This window comes from Brevibacillus borstelensis (assembly GCF_036700025.1).
Lineage (GTDB): Bacteria > Bacillota > Bacilli > Brevibacillales > Brevibacillaceae > Brevibacillus > Brevibacillus borstelensis.
Window position 1 is genome coordinate 2,728,773 of sequence record NZ_CP144922.1, and the last position, 21,983, is coordinate 2,750,755.

The following is a 21,983-nucleotide window of genomic DNA, read 5'->3' on the forward strand; positions in this document are numbered from 1 at the left end:
GGAGAAGGCTGGGGGTTGCAGCGGCGTGAAGACCGCAGTAAAGACCGCAGTAAAGACCGCATCTAAGGCAAAGAACAACTTCTGGAGCATCGAGCACAAGATCGGAGACAAAAAATGGGCAGGTTTTCCGGGCAGGTGAGTATACTAAGGTATGACCAAGAGGCAGGTGATGGCTTGTGAAACCGTCGGGCAATCAACCGCCGGCTGATACGATGGCAGAGAAGGCTCCCCACCGGATACAGGTGGTGTTTCGCCAGCCGGAACGGGTCAAATTACCGGAAACACTGTCCGAGAAGGTACGAACGACTGCACCCGGCAATGTGGCCGCTGCATTCGATGAACTGGAAAAACTGATCGGCTTGCAGGAAGCCAAAAAGCTGATGTACGAGATTCACGCGCTGCTTCGGATCAACAAGGAGCGGGAAAGACACGGCCTGAAGCTGGAAAAACAAGTGTATCACATGGTATTCAAAGGGAACCCTGGCACCGGAAAGACGACCGTCGCCCGTATATTCGGCAAAATCTTCCGGGAAATGGGGATATTGAGCAAAGGACATTTGATCGAAGTAGAACGCGCCGACCTGGTCGGGGAGTTTATCGGGCACACGGCGCAAAAGACGAGAGAGCTCGTCAAAAAAGCGATCGGCGGTATCCTTTTTATCGATGAAGCGTATTCGCTCGCGCGAGGCGGAGAAAAGGATTTCGGCAAAGAGGCCATTGATTGTCTCACGAAGGCACTGGAGGATTACAGCAACGATTTCATCTGTATACTGGCAGGCTACACAGACGAGATGGATGCCTTTTTGGAGCTGAACCCCGGTCTGCCCTCCCGGTACCCCATTCAGCTACAATTTGCCGATTATACCGTAGACGAACTGATTAAAATTGCCGAGACAATGGTCGAGGGAAAAGAATACAGGCTTTCTACAGGCGCCAGGGAAAAATTGAGGCTGCACTTGAACCGCATTCGCCTCGACCTTTTTGAAACCAATTTTAGCAACGCCCGGTATGTACGCAATGCCATCGAGCAGGCGATCCGCAAGCAGGCTGTCCGCCTGATGACGGTGGCAGAGCCGACCAAGGATGACGTCATGACGTTGTTGCCGGAGGATTTTGTCTGGTCCGCTTCCTAGCGGCAGGAGTAAAATGTGGTATGATAGGGGAAAGAAAGGACGTGATTCCTTGGAAGGTGGAATCAAGACGAAGGAAACAGCCATTTTAGTTGGCTGTTTTTTGGATAATCGCGATATGGAACGCTCCCGCTTGTCGATGGAGGAGCTGCATGAGCTCGCCAGGACTGCCGATGTAGAGGTGCTGGATGTCATCACGCAGAATCGCGAACGCATTGACAACGCCTGGTATTTGGGAAGCGGAAAAATACAGGAAATCGCTCATCGTGCGGAAGAGCTGGACGTGGATGTCATCATTTTCAATGACGAGCTTTCACCCAGCCAAACGCGCAACCTCGATACCGCGTTTGACTGCAAGGTGATTGACCGGACGCAGTTGATTCTCGATATTTTTGCCGGGAGAGCGCACTCGCGGGAAGGGAAAATCCAGGTGGAGCTGGCACAGTACAATTACCTGCTGCCGCGCCTTGCCGGTCAAGGCAAGCAGCTTTCCCGCCTTGGCGGCGGTATCGGTACGCGCGGCCCTGGGGAAACCAAGCTGGAAAGCGACCGCAGGCACATCAGGCGGCGAATCAGCGAGCTGAAGCAGCAGCTGTCAGAGCTGGTTCGCACCCGTCAATTGCATCGGGAGCGCCGCAAAAAGAACAATGTGTTTCAAATCGCATTGGTCGGCTATACAAATGCGGGCAAATCGACGCTGTTGAACCAACTGACTTCGGCGGAAACGCTCCAAGAAGACAAGCTGTTCGCGACATTGGACCCGACTACCCGCCAGCTTACCTTGCCGAGCGGGCTTGAGGTGCTCCTGACTGATACGGTCGGTTTCATCCAGGATTTGCCGACTTCCCTTGTTGCTGCTTTTCGTTCTACGCTGGAAGGTGTGAAAGAAGCGGATCTGATCCTGCATGTGGTCGACGCGCATCATCCTGACCTGGAGATTCATATGGAGGTCGTATATCGCATTCTGCGGGAGCTGAAAGCAGATGACATCCCGCAGCTCGTTGTCTACAACAAAGCGGATTTGATTATGGAGGGAACATACCTGCCGAAGGTGGAAGACTCGATTTTGATCTCGGCAATTCGGCAGGAGGACCGCGCCGAATTGCTTAAGCGGATTGAAGGCTACGTCTACTCCTCGTTTGATCGCTATACCTTGATCGTCCCGGCAGAGCGCGGCGACATCCTGTCGCTTTTGCACAGGGAAGGGGTAGAGATGGAACAGGAATTTGACGAAGCGGATTCCTCCTATCGGATTTCTGTCAGAGTGAACAGAGATCATCCCATCTACGGAAGGATTGCTCCTTTTCTCCTGGAAAAACCAGAGACTGAAGAAGAGAGTTGGTAAGTAGCACATGTTTTCCTTATTTGCCCACGGGGAGCGTCTGCGCCCCATCGTAGAAGAAGTAGAACAAATGATCACAGGGCGGCATCAAGAGATCGCTGCCCTGGTCGACTATAATCAGTTGAAAGTGCTGCGTTCCTTTCAAAAGCATGAAGTGAATGAATTTCATTTTGCGCCCTCGACCGGGTATGGATACGATGATTCCGGTCGGGCGGCGCTGGAGTCGATTTATGCGGATGTGTTCGGTGGAGAGGATGCGCTTGTACGCCCTCATATCATTTCTGGGACACATGCGATCGCTATTTCTCTTTTTGGTTTGCTGCGCCCCGGTGACGACCTTCTTTACATTACCGGAAAGCCATACGATACGCTGGAGGAAGTGGTGGGCGTCCGCGGAGAGGGGCAAGGCTCGCTAAGGGAGTACGGCATCGGGTACCAGTATGTGCCGCTTGCTCCTACCGGAGAGATCGACTTTCCCGCAGTAGCGGCAGCCATCACTCCGAAAACAAAGGTAATCGGTATCCAGAGATCTCGCGGCTACGCAGACCGTCCGTCCTTTACGATTGCCAAGCTGAAAGAGATGATTCAGTTTGTCAAAGAGATCAATCCCGAACTGATCGTCTTCGTGGACAATTGCTATGGGGAATTCACGGAGGAGCTGGAGCCGCTCCAGGTCGGAGCAGACATCATGGCAGGCTCGCTGATCAAGAACCCCGGAGGCGGCTTGGTCAAAACCGGCGGCTATATCGTCGGCAAGAAGGAATTGGTCAAGAGAGCTTCCTACCGCATGGCGGCCCCCGGGATTGGAGCCGAAGGAGGGGCATCGCTGTACTCCCTGCTGGAAATGTTCCAAGGCTTCTTCCTCGCGCCGCACGTGGTAGGCGAGGCGTTGAAGGGCGCGGTCTTTTCCTCGGCTTTGCTTGAGCGCCTGGGCTTTCGGACGAACCCGCTATGGAACGATCCTCGTACGGATTTGATCCAGTCTGTCGAGTTTGGGAGTGCCGAACGGCTGATTGCTTTCTGTCAGGGAATCCAGAAGGCAGCGCCTGTCGATTCCCATGTTACGCCTTACCCCAGTGAGATGCCGGGCTATGCCGATCCGGTCATTATGGCGGCCGGGACGTTTATTCAGGGAGCCAGTATCGAGTTTTCTGCAGACGGACCGATTCGTCCCCCTTACCTCGGGTTTGTGCAGGGCGGACTTACGTACTCCCATGTGAAGGTGGGCATCCTGACAGCGCTTGACGGCCTGCTGGAAAAGGGCTTGCTCGATATTCCCGGAAGAGACTAGCAAAGATCAATCGGAGTTGTTTATGAGGCGATAAGCACAAACAGCGGCTTGTCGCTTTTTTATTACTTTTTGTGTAATCTTTTCTGACATCCGTTGACAGAGTTGCTTTTGAATCATACAATAGCAAGCAAGGAATGATTTCAAAGGAGGGACAAGTCATGAGTGATGACCTTCGTCGAAACATGGCGCTGTTTCCCATTGGTATCGTCATGAAGCTGACTGATCTGACTGCGCGGCAGATCCGTTACTATGAGCAGAACGGACTGATACAGCCTGCACGTACAGAAGGAAAGCAGCGGCTTTTTTCTTTTAATGATGTCGACCGCTTGCTGGAAGTGAAGGCCTTGATTGAAAAAGGACTGAACATTGCCGGAATCAAACAGGTGCTTCAGCTGCAAGACCCTGTTCCGGAGCAGACGGAAATTACCGTCAGTTCGGAGGCCAAGCGGAAGGAACTTACCGAGCAAGAGCTTCATCAGCTCCTCAAACAACAAATATTTTTCAGCAACGCAAATCGCCCAAGCGAGCATGCGTTGATACGTGGAGAGCTTTCCCGCTTCTTCCACTGATACATGCATACGACTATAGGAGGAGAGAAACGTGAGCAAGTACACCAAAGAAGACATCTTTCGTTTGGCCAAAGAAGAGAATGTAAACTACATTCGCCTGCAGTTCACTGATCTGATGGGGATCATTAAAAACGTCGAGATTCCGATCTCCCAATTGCCCAAAGCTCTGGACAACAAGATGATGTTCGACGGTTCTTCGATCGAAGGCTTTGTCCGCATCGAGGAATCCGACATGTATCTGGTGCCGGATCTCGATACATGGGTCATTTTCCCGTGGGGGAATGAGCATGGAAATGTCGCTCGCCTGATCTGTGACATTTACAATCCAGATGGAACTCCGTTTGAAGGGGACCCTCGCTACATCTTGAAACGGGCGCTGAAAGAAGCCGAAGAGATGGGCTACACGAACTTCAACGTCGGACCGGAGCCGGAGTTCTTCCTGTTCAAGATGGATGACAAAGGCGAGCCGACCTTGGATTTGAACGACCAGGGCGGATACTTTGATTTCGCTCCGCTCGATCTGGGTGAAAACTGCCGCCGTGACATCGTTCTCACGCTGGAGAGAATGGGATTTGAGGTGGAAGCATCCCATCACGAAACTGCGCCTGGCCAACACGAAGTCGACTTCAAATACGCAGATGCCATCCAAGCTGCGGACCAGATTCTCACGTTTAAACTGGTGGTGAAAACGATCGCACGCAAGCACGGATTGCACGCAACGTTCATGCCCAAGCCGATGTATGGTGTCGCCGGCTCCGGCATGCACACCCACCAGTCTCTCTTCATCGGGGAGAAAAACGCATTTTTTGACGACAAGGATACCCTCGGCCTGAGCAAAACGGCGAAGCAATACTTGGCCGGTATTCTGAAGCACGCCCGCGGTTTTGCCGCCATCACCAATCCGCTGGTGAACTCCTACAAGCGCCTCGTACCGGGCTATGAAGCTCCTTGCTATGTAGCATGGTCGGCGAAAAACCGCTCTCCGCTTGTACGGATTCCGGCATCTCGCGGTATGAGCACCCGGATTGAGGTTCGCAACCCGGACCCTGCCGCCAACCCATATCTGGCTCTCGCCGTGATGCTGAAAGCAGGTCTTGACGGAATCAAGAACAAGCTTGAGCTGCCGCCGGCTGTCGATCGCAATATCTACATCATGAACGAGGCTGAGCGTGAAGCAGCGGGCATCGCCAGCTTGCCGGCTACCTTGAAGGACGCGATCGAATGCCTGAAGGCCGATCCGGTCATCTGCGAAGCGCTTGGCGAACACGCACTGATGCACTTCGTTGACGCGAAGGAAATCGAGTGGGATATGTTCCGCACCCGTGTAACGGAGTGGGAGCGCGAGCAGTATATGAATACGTATTAATATTTAGGGGAAAGAGTACTTGTATTTCTTTGGACCCTAAAAAGAAACAAAACTTGTTTAGTTTAATTTTAACTAGGTTTCAGCTTTATAAGTTAGATACGCCTTAAAGTAGATGGGAAACTTGCTTTCCTATTAACTTTAAGGCTTTTTTTATGAATTTATTTGACTAAAGTTGGATGGGATGCTGCTAATAAAGATTAACCCCCTTTACAATGCAAAATTTAGAACAAAATACCTAAAATATGTTTACAGATGTGTATATTAATGGTTAAATAAAAAATTATTAACATATTATTTGATGGTTGGGTTTAATGAAATGCGGACTTAATCCAGCGTATGCACACTAACTCGGGTTTTTACAAAAATGATCATTTCTTTTCTGAAGTCCGTTTAAGAAATGATTATTGATAATAACGAGGTGATATTATTAAAAAAATTGCGATTTCCATTGTGTTGTCGACAATGATGATGATTTGGGTTTTTATTTTTATGATCTCAGATCTAATTCAACAATTGGATTTTGGGCCAAACAAAATTGTAATTACTGATTATCGAGTTCCAGGATTCTTTGAACCCGTTTGGCTTCCCATTTATGTTGGATTCGTGTACATTTTATATCAGTCTCTTAAAAAAAAATCATGATTTGCCGTCTTCAACTGAAATCTAACCAATAAAAGGTAAAACGACAAATCTAGCAATCCAAAAAAGATGACTTCCGAAGTATCCAGAAGTCATCTTAATTTTATGCCCGCATAAGGACACACAAGTTGTCTGAGTTTACCATTATTCGTATTTCCGGTTTACGGCCGGCGTTTAGGTCGGTTTATTTGCCATCACTTGCTTAAGCTGTTCATTCGAATATCTTTCCAATTCAAGTAAAGCCTGATAAGGATCATCTCCGACAATCCCGTAATACAGAGCGAAAGCAGGCTCCGTTTTCAGCCCCCGTTCTTTCAAAGCCCGAATCTCTTTTGCTGCTTCTTGCCCAGACAGCTGGAGCAGCCGTGCTTCGATCATCATATGCCGGTAGGCGTTTTGCTCTGTGACAGGAATCGGTTGAGCAAAACACTCCAATTGAAAACCGCGATACCAAAAGGAAGCAGTCGCCGTAGGGATGTTGCGGATTTCTCGGCGGTCTTGTGTGAAACGGTCCAAATGCCCGTATTTTTCTTTCAACACATGGCCAAACCGATCCAGGTCGGCTGTCGTACAGATCAAATCAAGATCGCTGTCCTCAACATCAATATCGAGGGGGATCGTTCCGCACAGAACCGGTTGATACTCTTTGAGCCCATCAAAGATTCCCAAGCTGTCGAGGACTGCCCAGGCTTCCCGCTGCCGAGGGGTTCCTTTTTTCAGGTAGGAAGGGTCAAACCAATCTCGCTTCGTTTGAGAATGCATAGCCATTTTCTGTCCTTTCAGATTATCTTTCTTTTATTTGCAACTCTGCAGGGGAACAATGAGGGACGAGACCATCTATGTTCCGATTCGACGTTTGGCTTTACGACTCGCAGAAGAACCGAGTATATACAGGTTTCTGTCAAAATGTAGCGAGTCGATGGAAACGAAAACCGCACTTTATCGTATACCCTATACAGAAGGGAGTGTCAATGGATGGAGATCTTGTTGTGGATCGTGATAGCGGCCTTGTTTATCCTCAGTATTGCCGGAATCTTTTTGCCGGTCATTCCTGATACGATTTTATTGTGGGGCGGATTCTTGCTGTATCACTTTTTTATTGCTGATCCGGGTGCCGGACTTCCGGCCTCCTTCTGGTGGGGAATGGCGGTCTTAAGTGTTCTTCTCTACGGTGCGGATTTACTCACCAACATGTACTTTGTCAAGAAGTACGGGGGCTCCAAAGCGTCATCGTGGGCAGCTGCACTGGGGATTTTGCTCGGGGTGATTTTGTTCCCCCCATTTGGCATGCTGATCATGCCGTTCGTGCTGGTCGTTCTGGTGGAAATGCTGATCCAAAAGCAGCCGTTTGAACGGGCTGTTAAAGCGGGAGTGGGTTCGCTCATCGGTTTTTTGGGCAGTGTGGTCGTAAAAGTTGTTCTTCAGGTAGTGATGATCATCTGGTTCTTTGTCGCACTGTAAGTGGGATTCGTAGGAGAAGGACCGATCAAAGAATCGAAGGGAATGAAAAGAAGAGGCGTCCGCGAGGCAATCGCGAACGCCTTTTTTGCTGTCAGGGTGGAAAAGGAAAGCTTGTCGTAGTCGATTTGCGTTTTTCAAAGAGTCCGCCATAAGGCATGGCTCATCCAAGCAACGAAATCTCTTATTCTAGTGAATCAAGCGGTACACGCCAATCACTTTCCCCAGAATCGTTACAGAATCCAGAATAATCGGCTCCAATGTCGCGTTTTCAGGCTGCAGCCGGAAATGGTTCTTTTCCTTGAAGAAACGCTTCACGGTTGCCTCGTCCTCTTCAGTCATGGCGACGACGATATCACCGTTATTGGCCACATTCTGCTGGCGAACGATCACGTAGTCTCCATCCAGGATGCCAGCCTCGATCATACTGTCTCCGGACACGCGCAGCATGTACACCTTGTCCGATGTCACGATGCTGTCAGGGAGTGGGAAGTAATCCTCCACCTGCTCGACAGCAGTGATCGGCTGACCCGCAGTCACCTTTCCGATCACCGGTACGCGTACAACAGATACGTCAAAGTCGTCTTGAAAGCGCTCCTCTTCTTTCAGCAGCTCAATCGCGCGGGGCTTGGTAGGATCGCGGCGGATGAGCCCCTTTTTTTCCAACCTGGCCAGATGGCCGTGAACAGTTGAACTGGATGCCAGACCGACAGCCTCCCCGATTTCACGGACAGATGGGGGATAACCCTTGTCCCTTACTTCTTTGCGGATGAAATCGATGATGGCTTGCTGTCTATTGGATAGCTTGGACATAGACCACACCTCTATCTTCTCGAACATGTTTTCTATATTATACCATGGGATCCTGCGTTCGACAAACATAAGTTCGTTTTTTTCTTGACATGAACAAGTGTTCGCATTATGATGAGAACAAGAAGATAGAACGTACGTTTGCAGGGGGATGAAATAATGAGTACAATGACTGTATCTAATCGCTTCGCCAAAGAAGAAAGAAAAACTGCTCGTTTTGGCATTACGCGTGGACAGGCCATTCTGTTTTTTGCCGCTTTCACTCTCTTTTTTTACACTTTGACAGAACTAGTGTTCGCTTCTGGGGATCATACGGTACAACAAGCTCAAATGATCCAACCAGTAAAGGAAATCGTCGTCCAACCGGGAGACAGCTTGTGGGAGCTGGCGGTCACCTACAAGAGTGACCCGAAAATGGATGTTCGCGATATGGTATATGCGATTCAAAAATTGAACAAGCTGGAAAGTGCCATTATTTATCCAGGCCAATCGATTCAAATTCCTGTCGGGAATTGACAAGCTGCAGCTTTCCCTTGCTTCGTTGCCGAGATGTGATATAATAGAGCGGCATTCATTGAAAGCGAGGGGAAACGGCTTTGGTATCAGACGCGGAAATCAAACGGATCAACGAGTTGGCCAAAAAATCTCGTGAAGCCGGGTTGACTGAAGAGGAAAAACAGGAACAGAAAAAACTGCGGCAAAAATACATTGATGCTGTGAAAATGTCGCTTCGCTCCAATCTCGAATCGATCCGCTACGTGGAAGACCTCGAGGATAACAACCCCAAACACTAAAACGCACCATTTGACATAAAAAGAAGACATCCATGCTTTTTGCCAGGATGTCTTTTTGTTCCATACAAAAAAGGAGAGAAGGGGGGATTGCCATGATGGCATGGCTGGCTGTTGCCGTAGGAGGAGCCGTCGGTTCATTGCTACGCTATGGTCTCGGTCTCGCAATGAACCAACCCGGATTGCCGGCAGGGACATGGCTGGCCAATGTCTCCGGTTCTTTTCTCATCGGACTGCTCTATGCGTGGGGAAAGGAAAAAGGATTGATGTCTTTGGAGATGTACCTTCTGTTTACAACCGGGCTGATGGGGGGATTTACTACGTTCTCTACCTTTTCGCTTGAGGTGGTAAGCTTCATCGGAGATGGGCAGATCGGCAGAGGGCTGTTCTATGCAGGCGCCAGTGTTTTGGCCGGCCTTCTTGCTTGCGGTTCAGGGATCTGGATCGGCAGACAAGTGTGGTAAACAGGCAAGATATAGCGGGATAAGACGGGCAGGCGTCAACGAGAACAAAAGAGAGCCAATCCGGAAGCAACATCAAATCAAAGAAGAGGGCATTGGAAGGCTACGAGGAAACAAAGAAGAGCCCGTGCCCGGAAACCATGTGGAAATAAAACCGGACTTCTCCTTGCGATGCTGAACCTGACAATTTGGAAAGGAGGATATAAATGACTGTACAGCACCCGGACTACGAGCATGAACAGAAGAGACTCGATGAAACACGCTCTATTATCCAAAAGGAAGTGGACACTCTTCGGAAAGAGGTTAAAGAGATTACGGACGATTATGTGAAACAGGTCGTCAACTACAAAAAAGGAAAAGAGCTTCGCTACCTTGAGGACCAAGGACTGGAAAAGCCGTATTTTGGACGAGTGGACTTCCTGAAAGACGAGACATACGAGTTGGACAGCGTATACATAGGAAAGAGGGGCATCGTTCGGAGCGACACATTCGATTCAATTGTCGTTGACTGGCGTGCTCCCATTGCCAGTTTATATTACAGCGGCGAGAGCAAGGATGCGTACTTCCGCAGCGGCAGGGAGATTGTGCGAGGCGAAGTCCGCCTGAAGCGAAATTTTGCCATTGAGGACGGGAAGATTACAGGGATATACGATGGAGCGCTCAAAGAGACGATTCATCGCGAAGTTGGCCATCCGGATGAATTTTTGCAGGAAGGGTACATCGATGAGTTCCTGGCAGCCAACCTGAATCAGACGAACGACAGCAGATTGAAGGATATCGTAGCGACGATCCAGTCGGAGCAGAATGACATTATTTGAGCAGACAAGGATCGCCCGGTTGTCGTTCAAGGGGTGGCCGGAAGCGGCAAGACGACGATTGCGCTGCACCGGCTCTCCTATTTGATCTACAATTATCAGGACTCGATGATGTCAAAGAGGTTTATGGTTTTTGCACCAAACCGGTTGTTCCTTACGTACATTTCAGAGGTTCTTCCCGAATTGGGAGTGGATGACGTTCAGCAGGCGACATTCCTGGATTGGGCTTCCAAGCTGGTCAAGTCCATCCTTCCAAAAGGCTGGCGGATTCTGGACCCGCACAAGCCCCTTCAGTTGTTCTTTGAACAAGGACAGAGCGATGCCGAGCGTCGGACGGTGCTGCATCGTCTTCGGTTCAAGGGCTCGCTCGCTTTCCGGGATGTACTCCAGCAATATTTGCTGTTTGTAGCGGAAAACAGGGTAGCCTACAAAAAATTAAGCTTTGTCTACAACAGAACCAAACATGTTTTTACGATTCCGGGTGAGACCATCCGTCAGCTTTTTGCCGAACAATATGCCCATCTGCCATATCGTCGGCGAATGGAAGCCGTTCGAAAGCACGTTAAGCAGGACATCAATAAACAGTTGTTCGCCCATCTGCGAGAGAAGCGAATTGATCTGGATAAGCAAGCGTTGGCTAAATATGAGAAAATGATTGATCAGCTTCTGGACAAATACTTTTCCATTTTTCCTGAACTGGATGTCTTCTCGTCGTACCGCGAAATGTTGACCGACACAGCTTTATTGAAAGAGCTGACAAAAGGGGAAGTCAATGGCGAGGATATCGAGGATATTTGCCGGTCGTCTGCAGAGATATTCGAAGCGGAGCGGATCGAGCCAGAAGACGTTGCGCCGCTGATCTATCTGCGGCATCTGATCGAAGGATTGGAGCAGGCCGATCACTTTGACCACAGTGTCGTTGATGAAGCACAGGATCTCAGTGCGTTGGAAATTGCGGTGATCGGGCTTGTGACAAAGAGACATTCTTTGACGGTAGTGGGAGATATCGCGCAGGGCATCCATGCATACAGGGGATTGCAATCGTGGGAAGAACTGTTGGAGGGAGTTTTTCAGCAGCCGCGGGGGGTTTACTACACACTCGCGCAGAGCTACCGTTCCACAATCGAAATTATGAAATGTGCCAACGAGGTACTGCGAAAGATAAACCTGCCGGAGACGATTATGGCCAAACCGGTATTGCGGCATGGGGAAAAGCCTTTGTTGGCATCATGGGACGGGAAAGAACTGCCGGTTAAAAATCTGGTCCAGCTTGTAAATGATTATCGGCAAGAGGGCTTTCAATCCATCGCGATCGTAGCCAAAACAGCCGAGGCCAGCAAAAAAGCATACAAGTCATTGAAGGCCTCCATCGAAGGACTGAAGCTGCTGGGAAGCAAGGATACCCAATTCCCGGGCGGTGTCGTAGTAATGCCAGCTTATTTGACCAAGGGGCTGCAATTTGATGTGGTCATCTTGTTGAATATCGAGGAGTACTTGGACAATAAGTGGGATACAAAGCTCCTGTATGTAGCCATGACCAGACCCGTACATCGGCTTTTCATGATTCATCAGGAAGACAGGATGAGTCCGCTCTTTGCTGACGTGCCACCTGAGTTGTACGAGAAGAGATCTTTGTAAAGAAAAAAGTCTTGCAATAAAGAAGAAGGCTTTGTAACGAAAATAACGGCTTGCAACGAACAAGAGACTTTGGTAACGAAATAAGGTCCTGCAGCGAAAACGAGAACTCCGAAAGATGGGAAAGGCCCTGGAACAAAAAAGAGCTCTAGACCCAAATAGAGTTTTGCAACAATTGTATAGAGTCCATTACAAAAAAGAGACATCGACAAGATGTCTCTTCAGGTTGCAGACAAACTCCCTCGCTGAACGAACAGCAGAGGGAGTTTGTTTAATAATTTGATGAAAATACCGAAGGTGTTTTGATCGGGTCTGTCCAGTATTTTGTGTAAACCCTTTTGGAATAAAAAACTAGCGTAAGTATTGGCCGATCCGATCCGGGAAGAAAACGGAGAGCTGGAGGAGCATTTGCCCCCAGTTCTGCACTCGTCCAGTCCACTTCCTGGTGACGTCCATGGTAGCCAAATAGAGCATTTTGAGCAGGGCTTCATCGGTGGGGAAAATGCTCTTGCCCTTCGTCACCTTTCGGAGTTGCCGATGGTAACTCTCAATCATATTGGTCGTATAGATCAATTTACGAATCTCTGGTGGATACTTGAAAAAAGTAGCTAGCTCGTCCCAGTTGGTACGCCAAGAGCGAACGATGAGGGGATATTTGTTACCCCATGTTTCCTCAAAACGATCCAATTCCAGTAAGGCAGCCTCTTCTGTTGCCGCTTTGTAGATTGGCTTTAAATCCGCCGTCACTTTCTTAAGATCCTTGTAAGAAACATAACGGGTCGAGTTGCGGATTTGATGAATGATGCACTTTTGGATCTCCGTATTCGGATAGCAGGCAGAGATGGCCTGAGAGAAGCCCGTTAGGTTATCCACGCAGGTGATGAGAATGTCCTGAACCCCACGGTTCCGTAAGTCGTTCAGTACGCTCAGCCAGAACTTTGAGGATTCATTCTCTCCAATCCACATGCCTAATACGTCCTTGTTGCCGTCCAAATCAATGCCAATGACCATATAAGCCGCTTTGTTCACAATAGCACCGTCTTGCTTGACTTTGTAGTGAATGGCGTCCATAAATACAACCGCATAGATGCTTTGTAGCGGTCGGTTCTGCCATTCTTTGATGAGTGGCACGATCTTATTCGTCACATTGGAGATCATGGTAGGAGAAACGTCAATTCCATACAGATGGTTCAGATGGTCCTGAATATCCCGTGTGCTGACACCTTTGGCATACATGGCGATAATTTGGTCCTCAATGCCGGTAACGGTAGACTGATGCTTTTTCACGATAACGGGCTCAAATTCGCCATTACGGTCACGTGGCACCGCGATCTCCACCTCGCCGTATTCGCTTGTCACCGTCTTCTTTGTCTTCCCGTTACGGCTGTTTGTTGTTTTCTTTCGCTTCACATCGTGCTTTTCATAGCCGAGTTCCGTGTCAAGCTCCGCCTCTAGCATCGACTGCAGCGTTTCTGCAAACAGTTCCTTCAGTGCCGACTGCACATCGTCCATCGTCTTGAGGTTGTTTTCCTTCACAAACGCCTTCACTTGTTCCTTACTAAATCTCGCCATAGGTGTCATCCTCTCAAACCAACCTTTCTCTTATTGTAATAGGTTTTGAGAGTTTACACAGAATATTTTACAGTCCCTTTTGATCGTTCACCTTTTGGCGACCTGATTTCCATAGCCAGGTCGCCATTTTTTTCAAGTTCATGGCAGCGAAAACAAGCATCGCCTGCATCGTGACCTTCTCCAGTCCTCGTAAGGTCGTCCAACGCATGCCATGCTTTTCCTTCATATCAGCGAATACACGTTCAATCGTTTCTTTCCGTTTGCTATAGATTTGTTTGTTTTCCTCGGTATGCCGGAGGTGGTCTACCTCTTCGAGGTAATCAGCCCAGATGTGGCGACTCACTCTCTTTGTGTAGTCTTTACTTTCCGTGCATTGTTTCAAGAACGGACAACTTCGGCAAACTTGAGAATTTGATCGATAGATACGGTACCCATCCTTGTTTGTTGTCTCATATGTTAAGATTTGCTCGTTCGGGCAGATGTAGCAGTCGAAATATTCATCATACACATATTCGTGCTTTTTAAAAAAACCTTCTTTGGTGCGTGGTCTTGTGTAGGGCATAACGGGGCGAATCTGGTCATCAAGGAGTGTTTTACTGATGTAAGGCGTCTTGTATCCCGAGTCCACTGCCACAGCTTGAGGCTGTGCAAACGTCTTTCGCACTTGATTCAAAACATCCTCAAAAACCTGACTGTCATGCACATTGCCTGGCGTTACCTTGGCACCAAGCACAAATCCATTTCGATCACATGCTGTATGAAAACTATAAGCAAATACACGTTCCTTTTCCCCTTTTACAAACAATCCGCAATCCGGGTCAGTTGTGCTGACTTTCACCTCCTTCTTCGAAGTTTCTGTCTTTTTTTCAAGGGGCTTCTTTCCATGTGCAATACGATCCTGATTGATTTCTTCGTCCAGCAGCTCTTGATATTTCTTCGCTTGTTCTTCAACGATTTCTTTCACGTATTTATGCTTATTCGCACTGGCTTTTACATGCGTAGCATCAATGAAAAGCACATCAGGCTTCACGAATCCATGATGAACCGCCTCCTCCAATATTCGAAGGAAGATCGACTCGAAGAGTTGAGTATCCCGAAAACGGCGAACATAGTTCTTGCCTAGGGTCGTGAAATGGGGAATGGGCTGACTGAAATCATAGCCAATAAACCACCGATAGGCAACATTGGTTTCGATCTCTTTAATCGTTTGTCGCATGGAACGAATTCCAAAAATATATTGGATGAAAGCAATTTTAACTAAGACTACAGGGTCAACACTGGGTCTGCCATTGTCATGACAGTAAAGGCTTTCCACCAAGTCATAGATGAACGAAAAGTCGATTGCATTTTCAATTTTTCTTACGAGATGATCTTCTGGCACCAACTCATCTAGCGAGAATGCAGATATCTGTGTGAATGCTAATCTAATAATTGACCACCTAGTGGTACATCGCTCATAAAAAAGTTGACCACCTGAGCACCTCTTTCCTGTATCTTGTAGTTGTCTAGACAACAAGATATAGGAGGAAAGGAAATGCTTCAGATGGCTAATTATGAGTTTATCAGGAAACAACACTTTCTGCTAGGGAAGTCGATTCGTCAAATTTCTCGCGAAACTGGCTACTCGCGTCAAGTGATACGAAAAGCCTTGACATCAACGGAAATCCCTGTATACCAGCTTTCAAAACCGAAGCCGAAGCCAGTCATTGATTTTGTCAAGCCCATCATCTTGGAATGGCTGCGTCAAGATGAACAGGCTCCCCCGAAGCAGCGTCATACTGCCAAACGTATTTACCAGAGACTCGTTGACGAACATGGATTCACCGGCGGTGAATCTACTGTACGACGCTACGTCAGAGAGTTGCGGGTTTCTCCTCCTAAAGCATTTGTCCCTCTTGATTTCCCGCCAGGGCGATTTGCCCAATTTGACTGGGGTGAGGTTACGGTTCATTTACAAGGGAAACAAGTGAAGGTTCAAGTCTTTTGTATGCGTTGCACATACAGCAGAAAGATTTTCATCAAGACATTTGCTCATCAGAAGCAAGAGGCTCTTCTCCAAGGTCATGTAGATGCTTTTGAATTTTTCGGTGCTGTTCCCCAAGTCATCACATACGACAACCTGACAACAGCCGTTAAGAAGGTATTGGAAGGCAAAAATCGCGAGGAACAAGAGCGATTTATTCAGCTACGTGCCCACTACCTGTTTGAAAGCTATTTCTGTGATCCGGGAAAAGGGCATCAAAAAGGCCAAGTGGAAAACCTCGTACAGTTTGCCCAGAGGCAATTTTTTGCACCTGTTCCTAGTGTTTCTTCTCTGGAGGAGCTAAATCAAATCCTCCTCGAAAAATGTATCTCTTACGAGAATACAACCGTTCCCCGGTCTTCCCTAACGGTTGGAGAAGCATTTGTTCAAGAGTTGCCCATCATGCTTCCATTGCCTCCACGGCCATTGGATTGTTTCCGTGTTGTACCCGTGAAAAGCAATACGCTATCCATGATCCACATTGAAAAAAATGCCTATTCCGTCCCGGTTTCCTATGCATCGACCCAACTTATTTGCCGAGTATTTGCTGAAAAAATTGAGGTGTATCACGGAAAAAGCCTGATTGCGACGCATGAGCGGTGCTTGGAAAAAGGAAAGGAGATTTTGCAATACGATCATTATCTGGATTTACTTCTTATTCGCCCAGGAGCAGTTCTTTATGCTAGACCATTGCATCAGGCAGGATTACCCGCCATTTACCAAAAGTTCTTGGACAAGTGCCGTAACCGACCAGGAGGGATGAAGGAGTTCGTTCGACTCTTGCTTTTGCACCGTGAATTCGATACTTCTCTCGTCGAAGAAGCACTGGGGGAGGCCTGCCAAAAAGGGATGTTCCAGTATGATGCCGTAAGGCAATTATTGTTTCAGCGAACATTGCCGGAACACCGTTTGCCCCAACTCTCGTTGGCGGAGGATAGCTCTGTTCCACGTATTCAGGTAAAGGCCCCAGATCTTAGCCAGTACAATCGTTTGTTACAGAAAAGGAGTGTGGTTCATTGAGTACGAGTTTCCTGCTTGAAACCTACGCGAAACGCCTTCGCTTACCTGCGATTAAACGTGTCTATAAGGAAATCGCCCATGATGCTGCTGAACGGCAAATTCCCTACGAGGAGTTCCTCTTAGCCCTACTAGAGCAAGAAGTTCAGCAAAGGGATGCTAACCAAATCGCGAGTCGCATCAAGCACGCCAAATTCCCTTCTATGAAAACGCTCGATCAATTTGAATTCTCGGCGATTCCGTCCCTCAATAAGCCCAAATTGCTTCAACTGGCTCGTTGTGAGTACATCGAAAAGGCAGAGAACATCATGTTTATCGGAAACTCTGGCACTGGCAAAACTCATCTCTCCATTGCACTCGGGAAGGAAGCTTGCCATCATGGCTATTCCGTTCAGTTTTGGACTGCCGCTAAAATATGTAACGAGCTTATGGAAGCTCAGTCCCAAAAGCGAATCCTCCAGCTAGAGAGGCAATGGTTGAAAACAGATTTGATTATTTTGGATGAAGTCGGGTTTGTCCCTCTGAGTCGGACCGGGGCGGAGTTATTATTCCAATTTTGTGCGGCCCGCTATGAGAAAGGAAGCATGATCATTACCAGTAATCTGGAATTTACGGAATGGACACAGATTTTCAAAGATGAGCAAATGACGTCAGCCCTGGTTGATCGGCTTACCCATCGTGCCCATATCTTTGCAATGAATGGAGACAGCTATCGCTTTAAGCAGAGCATTCAAAGATCGTGATCATGAAAAAGTTACCCACCCGACGGGTGGATTGATTTTTGCCATGGTGGTCAATTTTTTGATGAGCACGGTGGTCAACATTTTGATTGACATTCACATATCTGATAACGCCCTTCGGCCTCTTGCTTATTAAGCATAATGCCACCTCTAAAAAATAACTTTTGAAAACGTAACATGTTCTATATTCAACAAAAAAGCCTGCAGACCCTGTTCCTTACGGAACTTTGTCTACAGGCTGAAGAGACATCGACAAGATGTCTCTTTTTTTGGTTCCTAGCAGCTTTTACAAAAACAGCTTTTTCCCAAAACAATTCATTCTCAAGAAAACCCCGCTGATGACTCGCAGCGGGGACAAGGGAGCCATTAATGATCGCCGTGATTTCCTTTGGAAGGATTTGTAAGCACGTATCCCTCTTGTGGTGTATACAGGTAGTCGATAACAAGGCCGTCTAGCAACGGCTCGTCTTTCTTGACGATTACGTCGATTTCCTTGTCGGTAGAAACGACGGTATCTTCGTCGGTCGGTTTATCCAATGCCAAGCCGTAATGGGCATGGTCACCGTGTGCATGTGTTATGTATGCGCGGAGCTTCAACTCTTTATCCTCTTCTTGGTCCAAAATGGCTTTCAATTGTTTTGCGGCGTTGCGAGTAATTTTTACCTTCATGGGTCAGTCTCCCTTGTTTTGGTATCGTACTCCTCCATATTAGCAAACTGCCAAATCCCGATGCAATGCAGAAAGTGTTAAAATGGCAAGAGAGAAGGGAGAGAAGAAAGATGCCGATTGATTTGCGCAGCGATACGGTTACCAAGCCGACAGATGCGATGCTCCGTGCCATGTATGAGGCAGAAGCAGGGGACGATGTGTATGGAGAAGACCCGACTGTAAACCGCCTGGAAAGAGTGGCGGCCGAGATATTGGGGAAAGAAGACGCGCTGTTTGTCACGAGCGGTACACAAGGGAATCAGGTGGCAGTCCTTACCCACTGTGTAAATGGCGACGAGGTTATTTTGGAGGCAGACTCCCACCTTTTTTACTATGAGGGAGGCGCAATGGCTGCTCTCGCGGGGGTGCAAACCAGGACGATCGCGGGAGATAGGGGGGCACTGCCTCCACAGGAGGTAGCCAAAGCAATTCGCGGGGTCAATATCCATTTTCCGAGGACCCGTTTGATTTGCATGGAAAATACACATAACCGCGCTGGAGGGGCGGTCGTCCGCCCTGAACAGATGAAAAGCGTATACGAAGTAGCAAATCGTAACAACGTACCTGTCCACCTGGATGGCGCCAGATTATTCAATGCTGCTGTCGCGTTGGGCTGCGAGGTGACCGGGCTTACCCGGTATACAGACAGTGTTCAGGTGTGCTTGTCGAAGGGATTGAGCGCACCGGTAGGGTCTGTGTTGGCAGGGAGCCGGGCGTTTATCCAGGAGGCGCGTTGGTGGAGGAAGAAGCTGGGCGGCGGCATGCGCCAAGTCGGTTACATGGCAGCACCAGGAATACTCGCCTTGACGGAAATGACGTCACGGCTTGCGGAAGACCATCAGCGAGCGCATGATTTGGCCGTAGGTTTGCAAAAGCTATCTCTGCATGTCGAACCGGTAGAAACGAACATAGTTTTGGTTCACACGGACAAAGCGGGTCTTTCTGCCGAACAATTTTTGGCCAAGCTGGCTGAAAAAGGGGTGCTTGCTGTCGACTTTGACGAAACGGTCGTTCGTTTTACAACACATCGTCACATCAGTGATCAGGATATTCAGAACACTTTGGCAGCAGTGGAAGCGATCTTGCATCCATCAAGGTCAACGGGATGACGCGTCCAAGCTTTTTTACCAAATGACTTTTCCGGGAGGAAGAACGGAGCAGCGGGCAGCAGGGTCACAAAGGGCTGCACCAGCATACCGAAAGAGAAACGTGCAGCAGACTTCCCTGGTGCACGTTCTCTTTGAAAAAGGGATCATTTTTTCTTGCCTTTCAAGGCAAACTCCTCTGTTTTTACCGTTACGTCGAGAGATACTGGTATTCGACTAAACACCTCGTCCCAATTTTCCTTTCGCTTCTTCCACTCCTTCGGATAATGGATGTGCAGTTGTTTTCCAAAGCCGGCTACATCTACGCGAAAGTCCTTTTGTGCTTTTTTCAAGGTATTGTTGACTATCTGTTCAATCCTTGTTTTTACTGCAGCATTTACTCTATCGAGGTAGTCTTTTTCAAAAGCGTTTTCGTTTAGAGCCCAGTCTTCTCCCAATCGCCCTTCCACTTTGATGTCTACTCTGAAAGACAATTGTCCATTTTTTACGATCGGAATGATCTTGCTGCGGATTTTTCCGATTTCATATGAAAAAGGATCTCTACTCCCTTTGATGACTGCTTCAATAATGCCGCCTTTATGGCCCTCTTCTGATTTTCCCGTACCCTGGACCAAATTGAGTCCGGCTGTTTCCTCTTCGCCGATCCACCCTAGCATTTTTCCGGTTTTTCCGCTTATGACGGCTGCGCCAGCCAGCTTCATTTCTTTTTGGTGCAGAACCACCCTTGGTACGCAAAAGCTGCTGTCGGCAGATAATTGTTCCGAGACTGTCCCAATGGATATAGGCTGGGCGATATGAATGGATTTAGAAAGGTTATCGATTAGGCTTAACAGCTCGAAGGAGGGCAAGTCTTCATTTTTGGTTTTTGCTTCAAGAATCTCTCTCCCGTTTCCCTCCGCTATGGTCAGATGAACGGTACGACGCATCTCGGTATCTCGCAAATTCATGTTTAGCAATTGGGCCAGATTAATTTTACGAGATACCTGATCACCCAAAATGATTATTTTCAAGTGCATGAAAAAGGGCGGACGACCTATGCGAGTAGCTGTTTCTCTCGCAACCTGGAAAGCCGTATCCCCTGAACTTGTAATGTTAATGTAAGGCTTTTGGTTGGAAGGGTTTCCCCTTGAGGTTCCCCCAATAATTTTGGGGTTTACGATCTGATAAGTAACGGAGATAGGCATTATCGTTTTATGCTTGTGAACGATTTGTTTTTCTTCCTCGGAGGTCCGCTTCTTCTGTATAGCCTGGTCAACGGACATCCCGATGGCGATCCCCAGGTCCTCGATCTCCCGACGATCCCAGCAACCGCTGGAAACGATGGCGCTGCACAGGAGGAGCGTAACTAAGATTGGCAGAGATCTGGCTTTCATCATGCTCATGGTCTCGACCCCTCATTAACCGGTTGATCGTGTTTCGGCCGGTTTCTGGCTATCGCGATCAGAAGCAAAAAAAGCGGGATGAGGGTCGAGACAAGGACAGAGAAAAAGCCAATGCTCTTGCCGAGTTCCAATGCCCCGTTGAGATCTTTTGGCAATAGCGCGATTCCGTATATCACGGGGAGAAGCAAACACATGACGAGCTTGATATTCCAGCCGATGAGAAGGTGAATTCCTAAAGAAGCTAAATACAAATTAATAAAAAACGTTGTAAACATATTTAGCAGCCAGATGGTGATAAAAAAGATTTCAAAGTGTTCAAAGAAAGCTCCTGGAAATTCGATCTGCTTTACGAATTCCATCGTGGGCCAAGTCAAGGTAATCACTTCGTTAAGCGTCAAGGAGCCGATTACCATGATGACGATGGTCATATAGATGAGTGTGACGAGTGCAAAGCCGAGCAGTATAGGGAGCGTTGATTTTTGGGCATTGCGCGTATAGGCCACAAGAAACAGGATCACGTCAAAACCTGAGAAGGCCTGGGCGGTAGGGAGGATGCCCGGGAGTAAGGCTGACGGTCCGTTTTCAAGGAACGGACGTATATTGTCAAACTCAAAGTTTTTCCAATTGAGAAAGAGAATCGTAAACACGATCAACAGGGTGATGGGGAGATAAAACTCATTGATCCGAATGATCGCATTCAAACCGCCTGACACCAAATAAAAGCCAACCAGTATAAAGGCCAGCATGGTTACCTCCAGAGGGGTTTCGTCCAATAGGAAGTGACGGACAACCTCCGCCTGCACCCGCGCTTCAAAGGCCCCAAATGTCGTAAAGTTGCAGATGTACAAAACACTGATCAGAGTCCCCAGTACTTTTCCTACGATGCGCACATTGTAAATATAAAAGGTCTCACCCGGAAAGCAGTTGCTTAGATGCAGGCAAATCATTGCCGCGACCGCAGTAATGATTCCCCCAAGGATAACGTCGATCCAGACATCCGGCGTTCCCACCTCTTCAGCGATGACGCGGGGGAGGGTAAGGATGGCTACCCCGATGATGGTAGAAACAGTTGTAATCGTCAGCTGGAATGGTGAAAAAGGAGAAATCCGAAGGGAACTCACGAAAGCC

19 protein-coding genes and 1 pseudogene are annotated in these 21,983 nt (G+C 48.2%); 13 read left to right on the forward strand and 7 right to left on the reverse strand.

The features are described from left to right. The first annotated feature begins 212 nt into the window (after positions 1–212). The 5 genes from V5G20_RS12820 to glnA all read left to right on the forward strand — a co-directional run bounded on the left by V5G20_RS12820 (position 213) and on the right by glnA (position 5,698). Positions 213–1,133 (forward strand): AAA family ATPase, encoded by a 921-nt coding sequence (locus tag V5G20_RS12820; protein ID WP_051567368.1) that lies wholly within the window; start codon positions 213–215, stop codon positions 1,131–1,133. 13 nt (positions 1,134–1,146) lie between these two features. Then, positions 1,147–2,475, forward strand: coding sequence for a GTPase HflX (gene hflX / locus V5G20_RS12825; RefSeq protein ID WP_051567364.1), 1,329 nt, complete (start codon positions 1,147–1,149; stop codon positions 2,473–2,475). 7 nt (positions 2,476–2,482) lie between these two features. Then, positions 2,483–3,763 carry an aminotransferase class I/II-fold pyridoxal phosphate-dependent enzyme gene (locus V5G20_RS12830; RefSeq protein WP_003385741.1) on the forward strand — a complete coding sequence of 427 codons (1,281 nt, stop codon included), beginning with the start codon at positions 2,483–2,485 and terminating at the stop codon, positions 3,761–3,763. 158 nt (positions 3,764–3,921) lie between these two features. After that, positions 3,922–4,332: a MerR family transcriptional regulator gene (locus V5G20_RS12835; protein ID WP_003385740.1), complete on the forward strand. Its 411-nt coding sequence runs from the start codon at positions 3,922–3,924 to the stop codon at positions 4,330–4,332. A 31-nt stretch (positions 4,333–4,363) separates the two neighbouring features. Continuing rightward, positions 4,364–5,698 (forward strand): type I glutamate--ammonia ligase, encoded by a 1,335-nt coding sequence (gene glnA, locus V5G20_RS12840; RefSeq protein ID WP_003385739.1) that lies wholly within the window; start codon positions 4,364–4,366, stop codon positions 5,696–5,698. Positions 5,699–6,511: 813 nt separating this feature from the next. Here the strand turns inward: glnA and V5G20_RS12845 are convergent. Beyond that, positions 6,512–7,105, reverse strand: a complete 594-nt coding sequence (locus V5G20_RS12845) for a DUF4269 domain-containing protein (RefSeq protein WP_227277613.1) — start codon at positions 7,103–7,105, stop codon at positions 6,512–6,514. Between the two features lie 207 nt (positions 7,106–7,312). On the opposite strand from V5G20_RS12845, the gene V5G20_RS12850 reads away from it, so the two are divergent. Further along, complete coding sequence (locus V5G20_RS12850) at positions 7,313–7,798, forward strand: DUF456 domain-containing protein (protein WP_003385737.1); 486 nt, start codon at positions 7,313–7,315, stop codon at positions 7,796–7,798. A gap of 186 nt (positions 7,799–7,984) precedes the next feature. Here the strand turns inward: V5G20_RS12850 and lexA are convergent, their stop codons facing one another. After that, the gene (gene lexA, locus V5G20_RS12855; protein WP_003385736.1) at positions 7,985–8,608 is read right to left on the reverse strand and encodes a transcriptional repressor LexA; all 624 of its coding nucleotides are present in this window, start codon (positions 8,606–8,608) and stop codon (positions 7,985–7,987) included. A gap of 156 nt (positions 8,609–8,764) precedes the next feature. On the opposite strand from lexA, the gene yneA reads away from it, so the two are divergent. From yneA to V5G20_RS12875, 4 genes and pseudogenes are all read left to right on the forward strand, one after another. Continuing rightward, entirely contained in the window at positions 8,765–9,121 is a 357-nt protein-coding gene (yneA, locus tag V5G20_RS12860) for a cell division suppressor protein YneA (RefSeq protein ID WP_003385735.1), read from the forward strand. Between the two features lie 80 nt (positions 9,122–9,201). Next, positions 9,202–9,399 (forward strand): DUF896 domain-containing protein, encoded by a 198-nt coding sequence (locus tag V5G20_RS12865; protein WP_003385734.1) that lies wholly within the window; start codon positions 9,202–9,204, stop codon positions 9,397–9,399. A gap of 92 nt (positions 9,400–9,491) precedes the next feature. Beyond that, positions 9,492–9,860, forward strand: a complete 369-nt coding sequence (gene crcB, locus V5G20_RS12870) for a fluoride efflux transporter CrcB (protein WP_003385733.1) — start codon at positions 9,492–9,494, stop codon at positions 9,858–9,860. Between the two features lie 203 nt (positions 9,861–10,063). Beyond that, positions 10,064–12,310, forward strand: a pseudogene (locus V5G20_RS12875) (HelD family protein). 348 nt (positions 12,311–12,658) lie between these two features. On the opposite strand, the gene V5G20_RS12880 reads toward V5G20_RS12875, so the two are convergent. Together V5G20_RS12880 and V5G20_RS12885 are read right to left on the reverse strand one after the other, a co-directional pair. Beyond that, positions 12,659–13,879: an IS256 family transposase gene (locus V5G20_RS12880; protein WP_025845625.1), complete on the reverse strand. Its 1,221-nt coding sequence runs from the start codon at positions 13,877–13,879 to the stop codon at positions 12,659–12,661. Positions 13,880–13,946: 67 nt separating this feature from the next. Next, positions 13,947–15,311 (reverse strand): IS1182 family transposase, encoded by a 1,365-nt coding sequence (locus tag V5G20_RS12885; RefSeq protein ID WP_338463466.1) that lies wholly within the window; start codon positions 15,309–15,311, stop codon positions 13,947–13,949. A gap of 102 nt (positions 15,312–15,413) precedes the next feature. Between V5G20_RS12885 and istA the strand changes: the two genes are divergently transcribed. Both istA and istB read left to right on the forward strand, forming a co-directional pair. Continuing rightward, positions 15,414–16,922 (forward strand): IS21 family transposase, encoded by a 1,509-nt coding sequence (istA, locus tag V5G20_RS12890; protein WP_251256056.1) that lies wholly within the window; start codon positions 15,414–15,416, stop codon positions 16,920–16,922. Then, positions 16,919–17,662, forward strand: a complete 744-nt coding sequence (istB, locus tag V5G20_RS12895; RefSeq protein ID WP_025846873.1) for an IS21-like element helper ATPase IstB — start codon at positions 16,919–16,921, stop codon at positions 17,660–17,662. Before istA ends, istB begins: the two co-directional genes overlap by 4 nt. A 363-nt stretch (positions 17,663–18,025) precedes the next feature. Here the strand turns inward: istB and V5G20_RS12900 are convergent, their stop codons facing one another. Beyond that, complete coding sequence (locus V5G20_RS12900; RefSeq protein WP_003385730.1) at positions 18,026–18,328, reverse strand: HesB/IscA family protein; 303 nt, start codon at positions 18,326–18,328, stop codon at positions 18,026–18,028. A gap of 110 nt (positions 18,329–18,438) precedes the next feature. On the opposite strand from V5G20_RS12900, the gene ltaE reads away from it, so the two are divergent. Then, a complete protein-coding gene (ltaE, locus tag V5G20_RS12905; RefSeq protein ID WP_003385729.1) occupies positions 18,439–19,476 on the forward strand; it encodes a low-specificity L-threonine aldolase in 1,038 nt (345 codons plus the stop codon). A 143-nt stretch (positions 19,477–19,619) separates the two neighbouring features. On the opposite strand, the gene V5G20_RS12910 is transcribed toward ltaE, so the two are convergent. Then, the gene (locus tag V5G20_RS12910) at positions 19,620–20,855 is read right to left on the reverse strand and encodes a Ger(x)C family spore germination protein (RefSeq protein ID WP_172920793.1); all 1,236 of its coding nucleotides are present in this window, start codon (positions 20,853–20,855) and stop codon (positions 19,620–19,622) included. Further along, positions 20,852–21,976, reverse strand: a complete 1,125-nt coding sequence (locus tag V5G20_RS12915; protein WP_052259697.1) for a GerAB/ArcD/ProY family transporter — start codon at positions 21,974–21,976, stop codon at positions 20,852–20,854. Before V5G20_RS12915 ends, V5G20_RS12910 begins: the two co-directional genes overlap by 4 nt. Positions 21,977–21,983 lie beyond the last annotated feature (7 nt).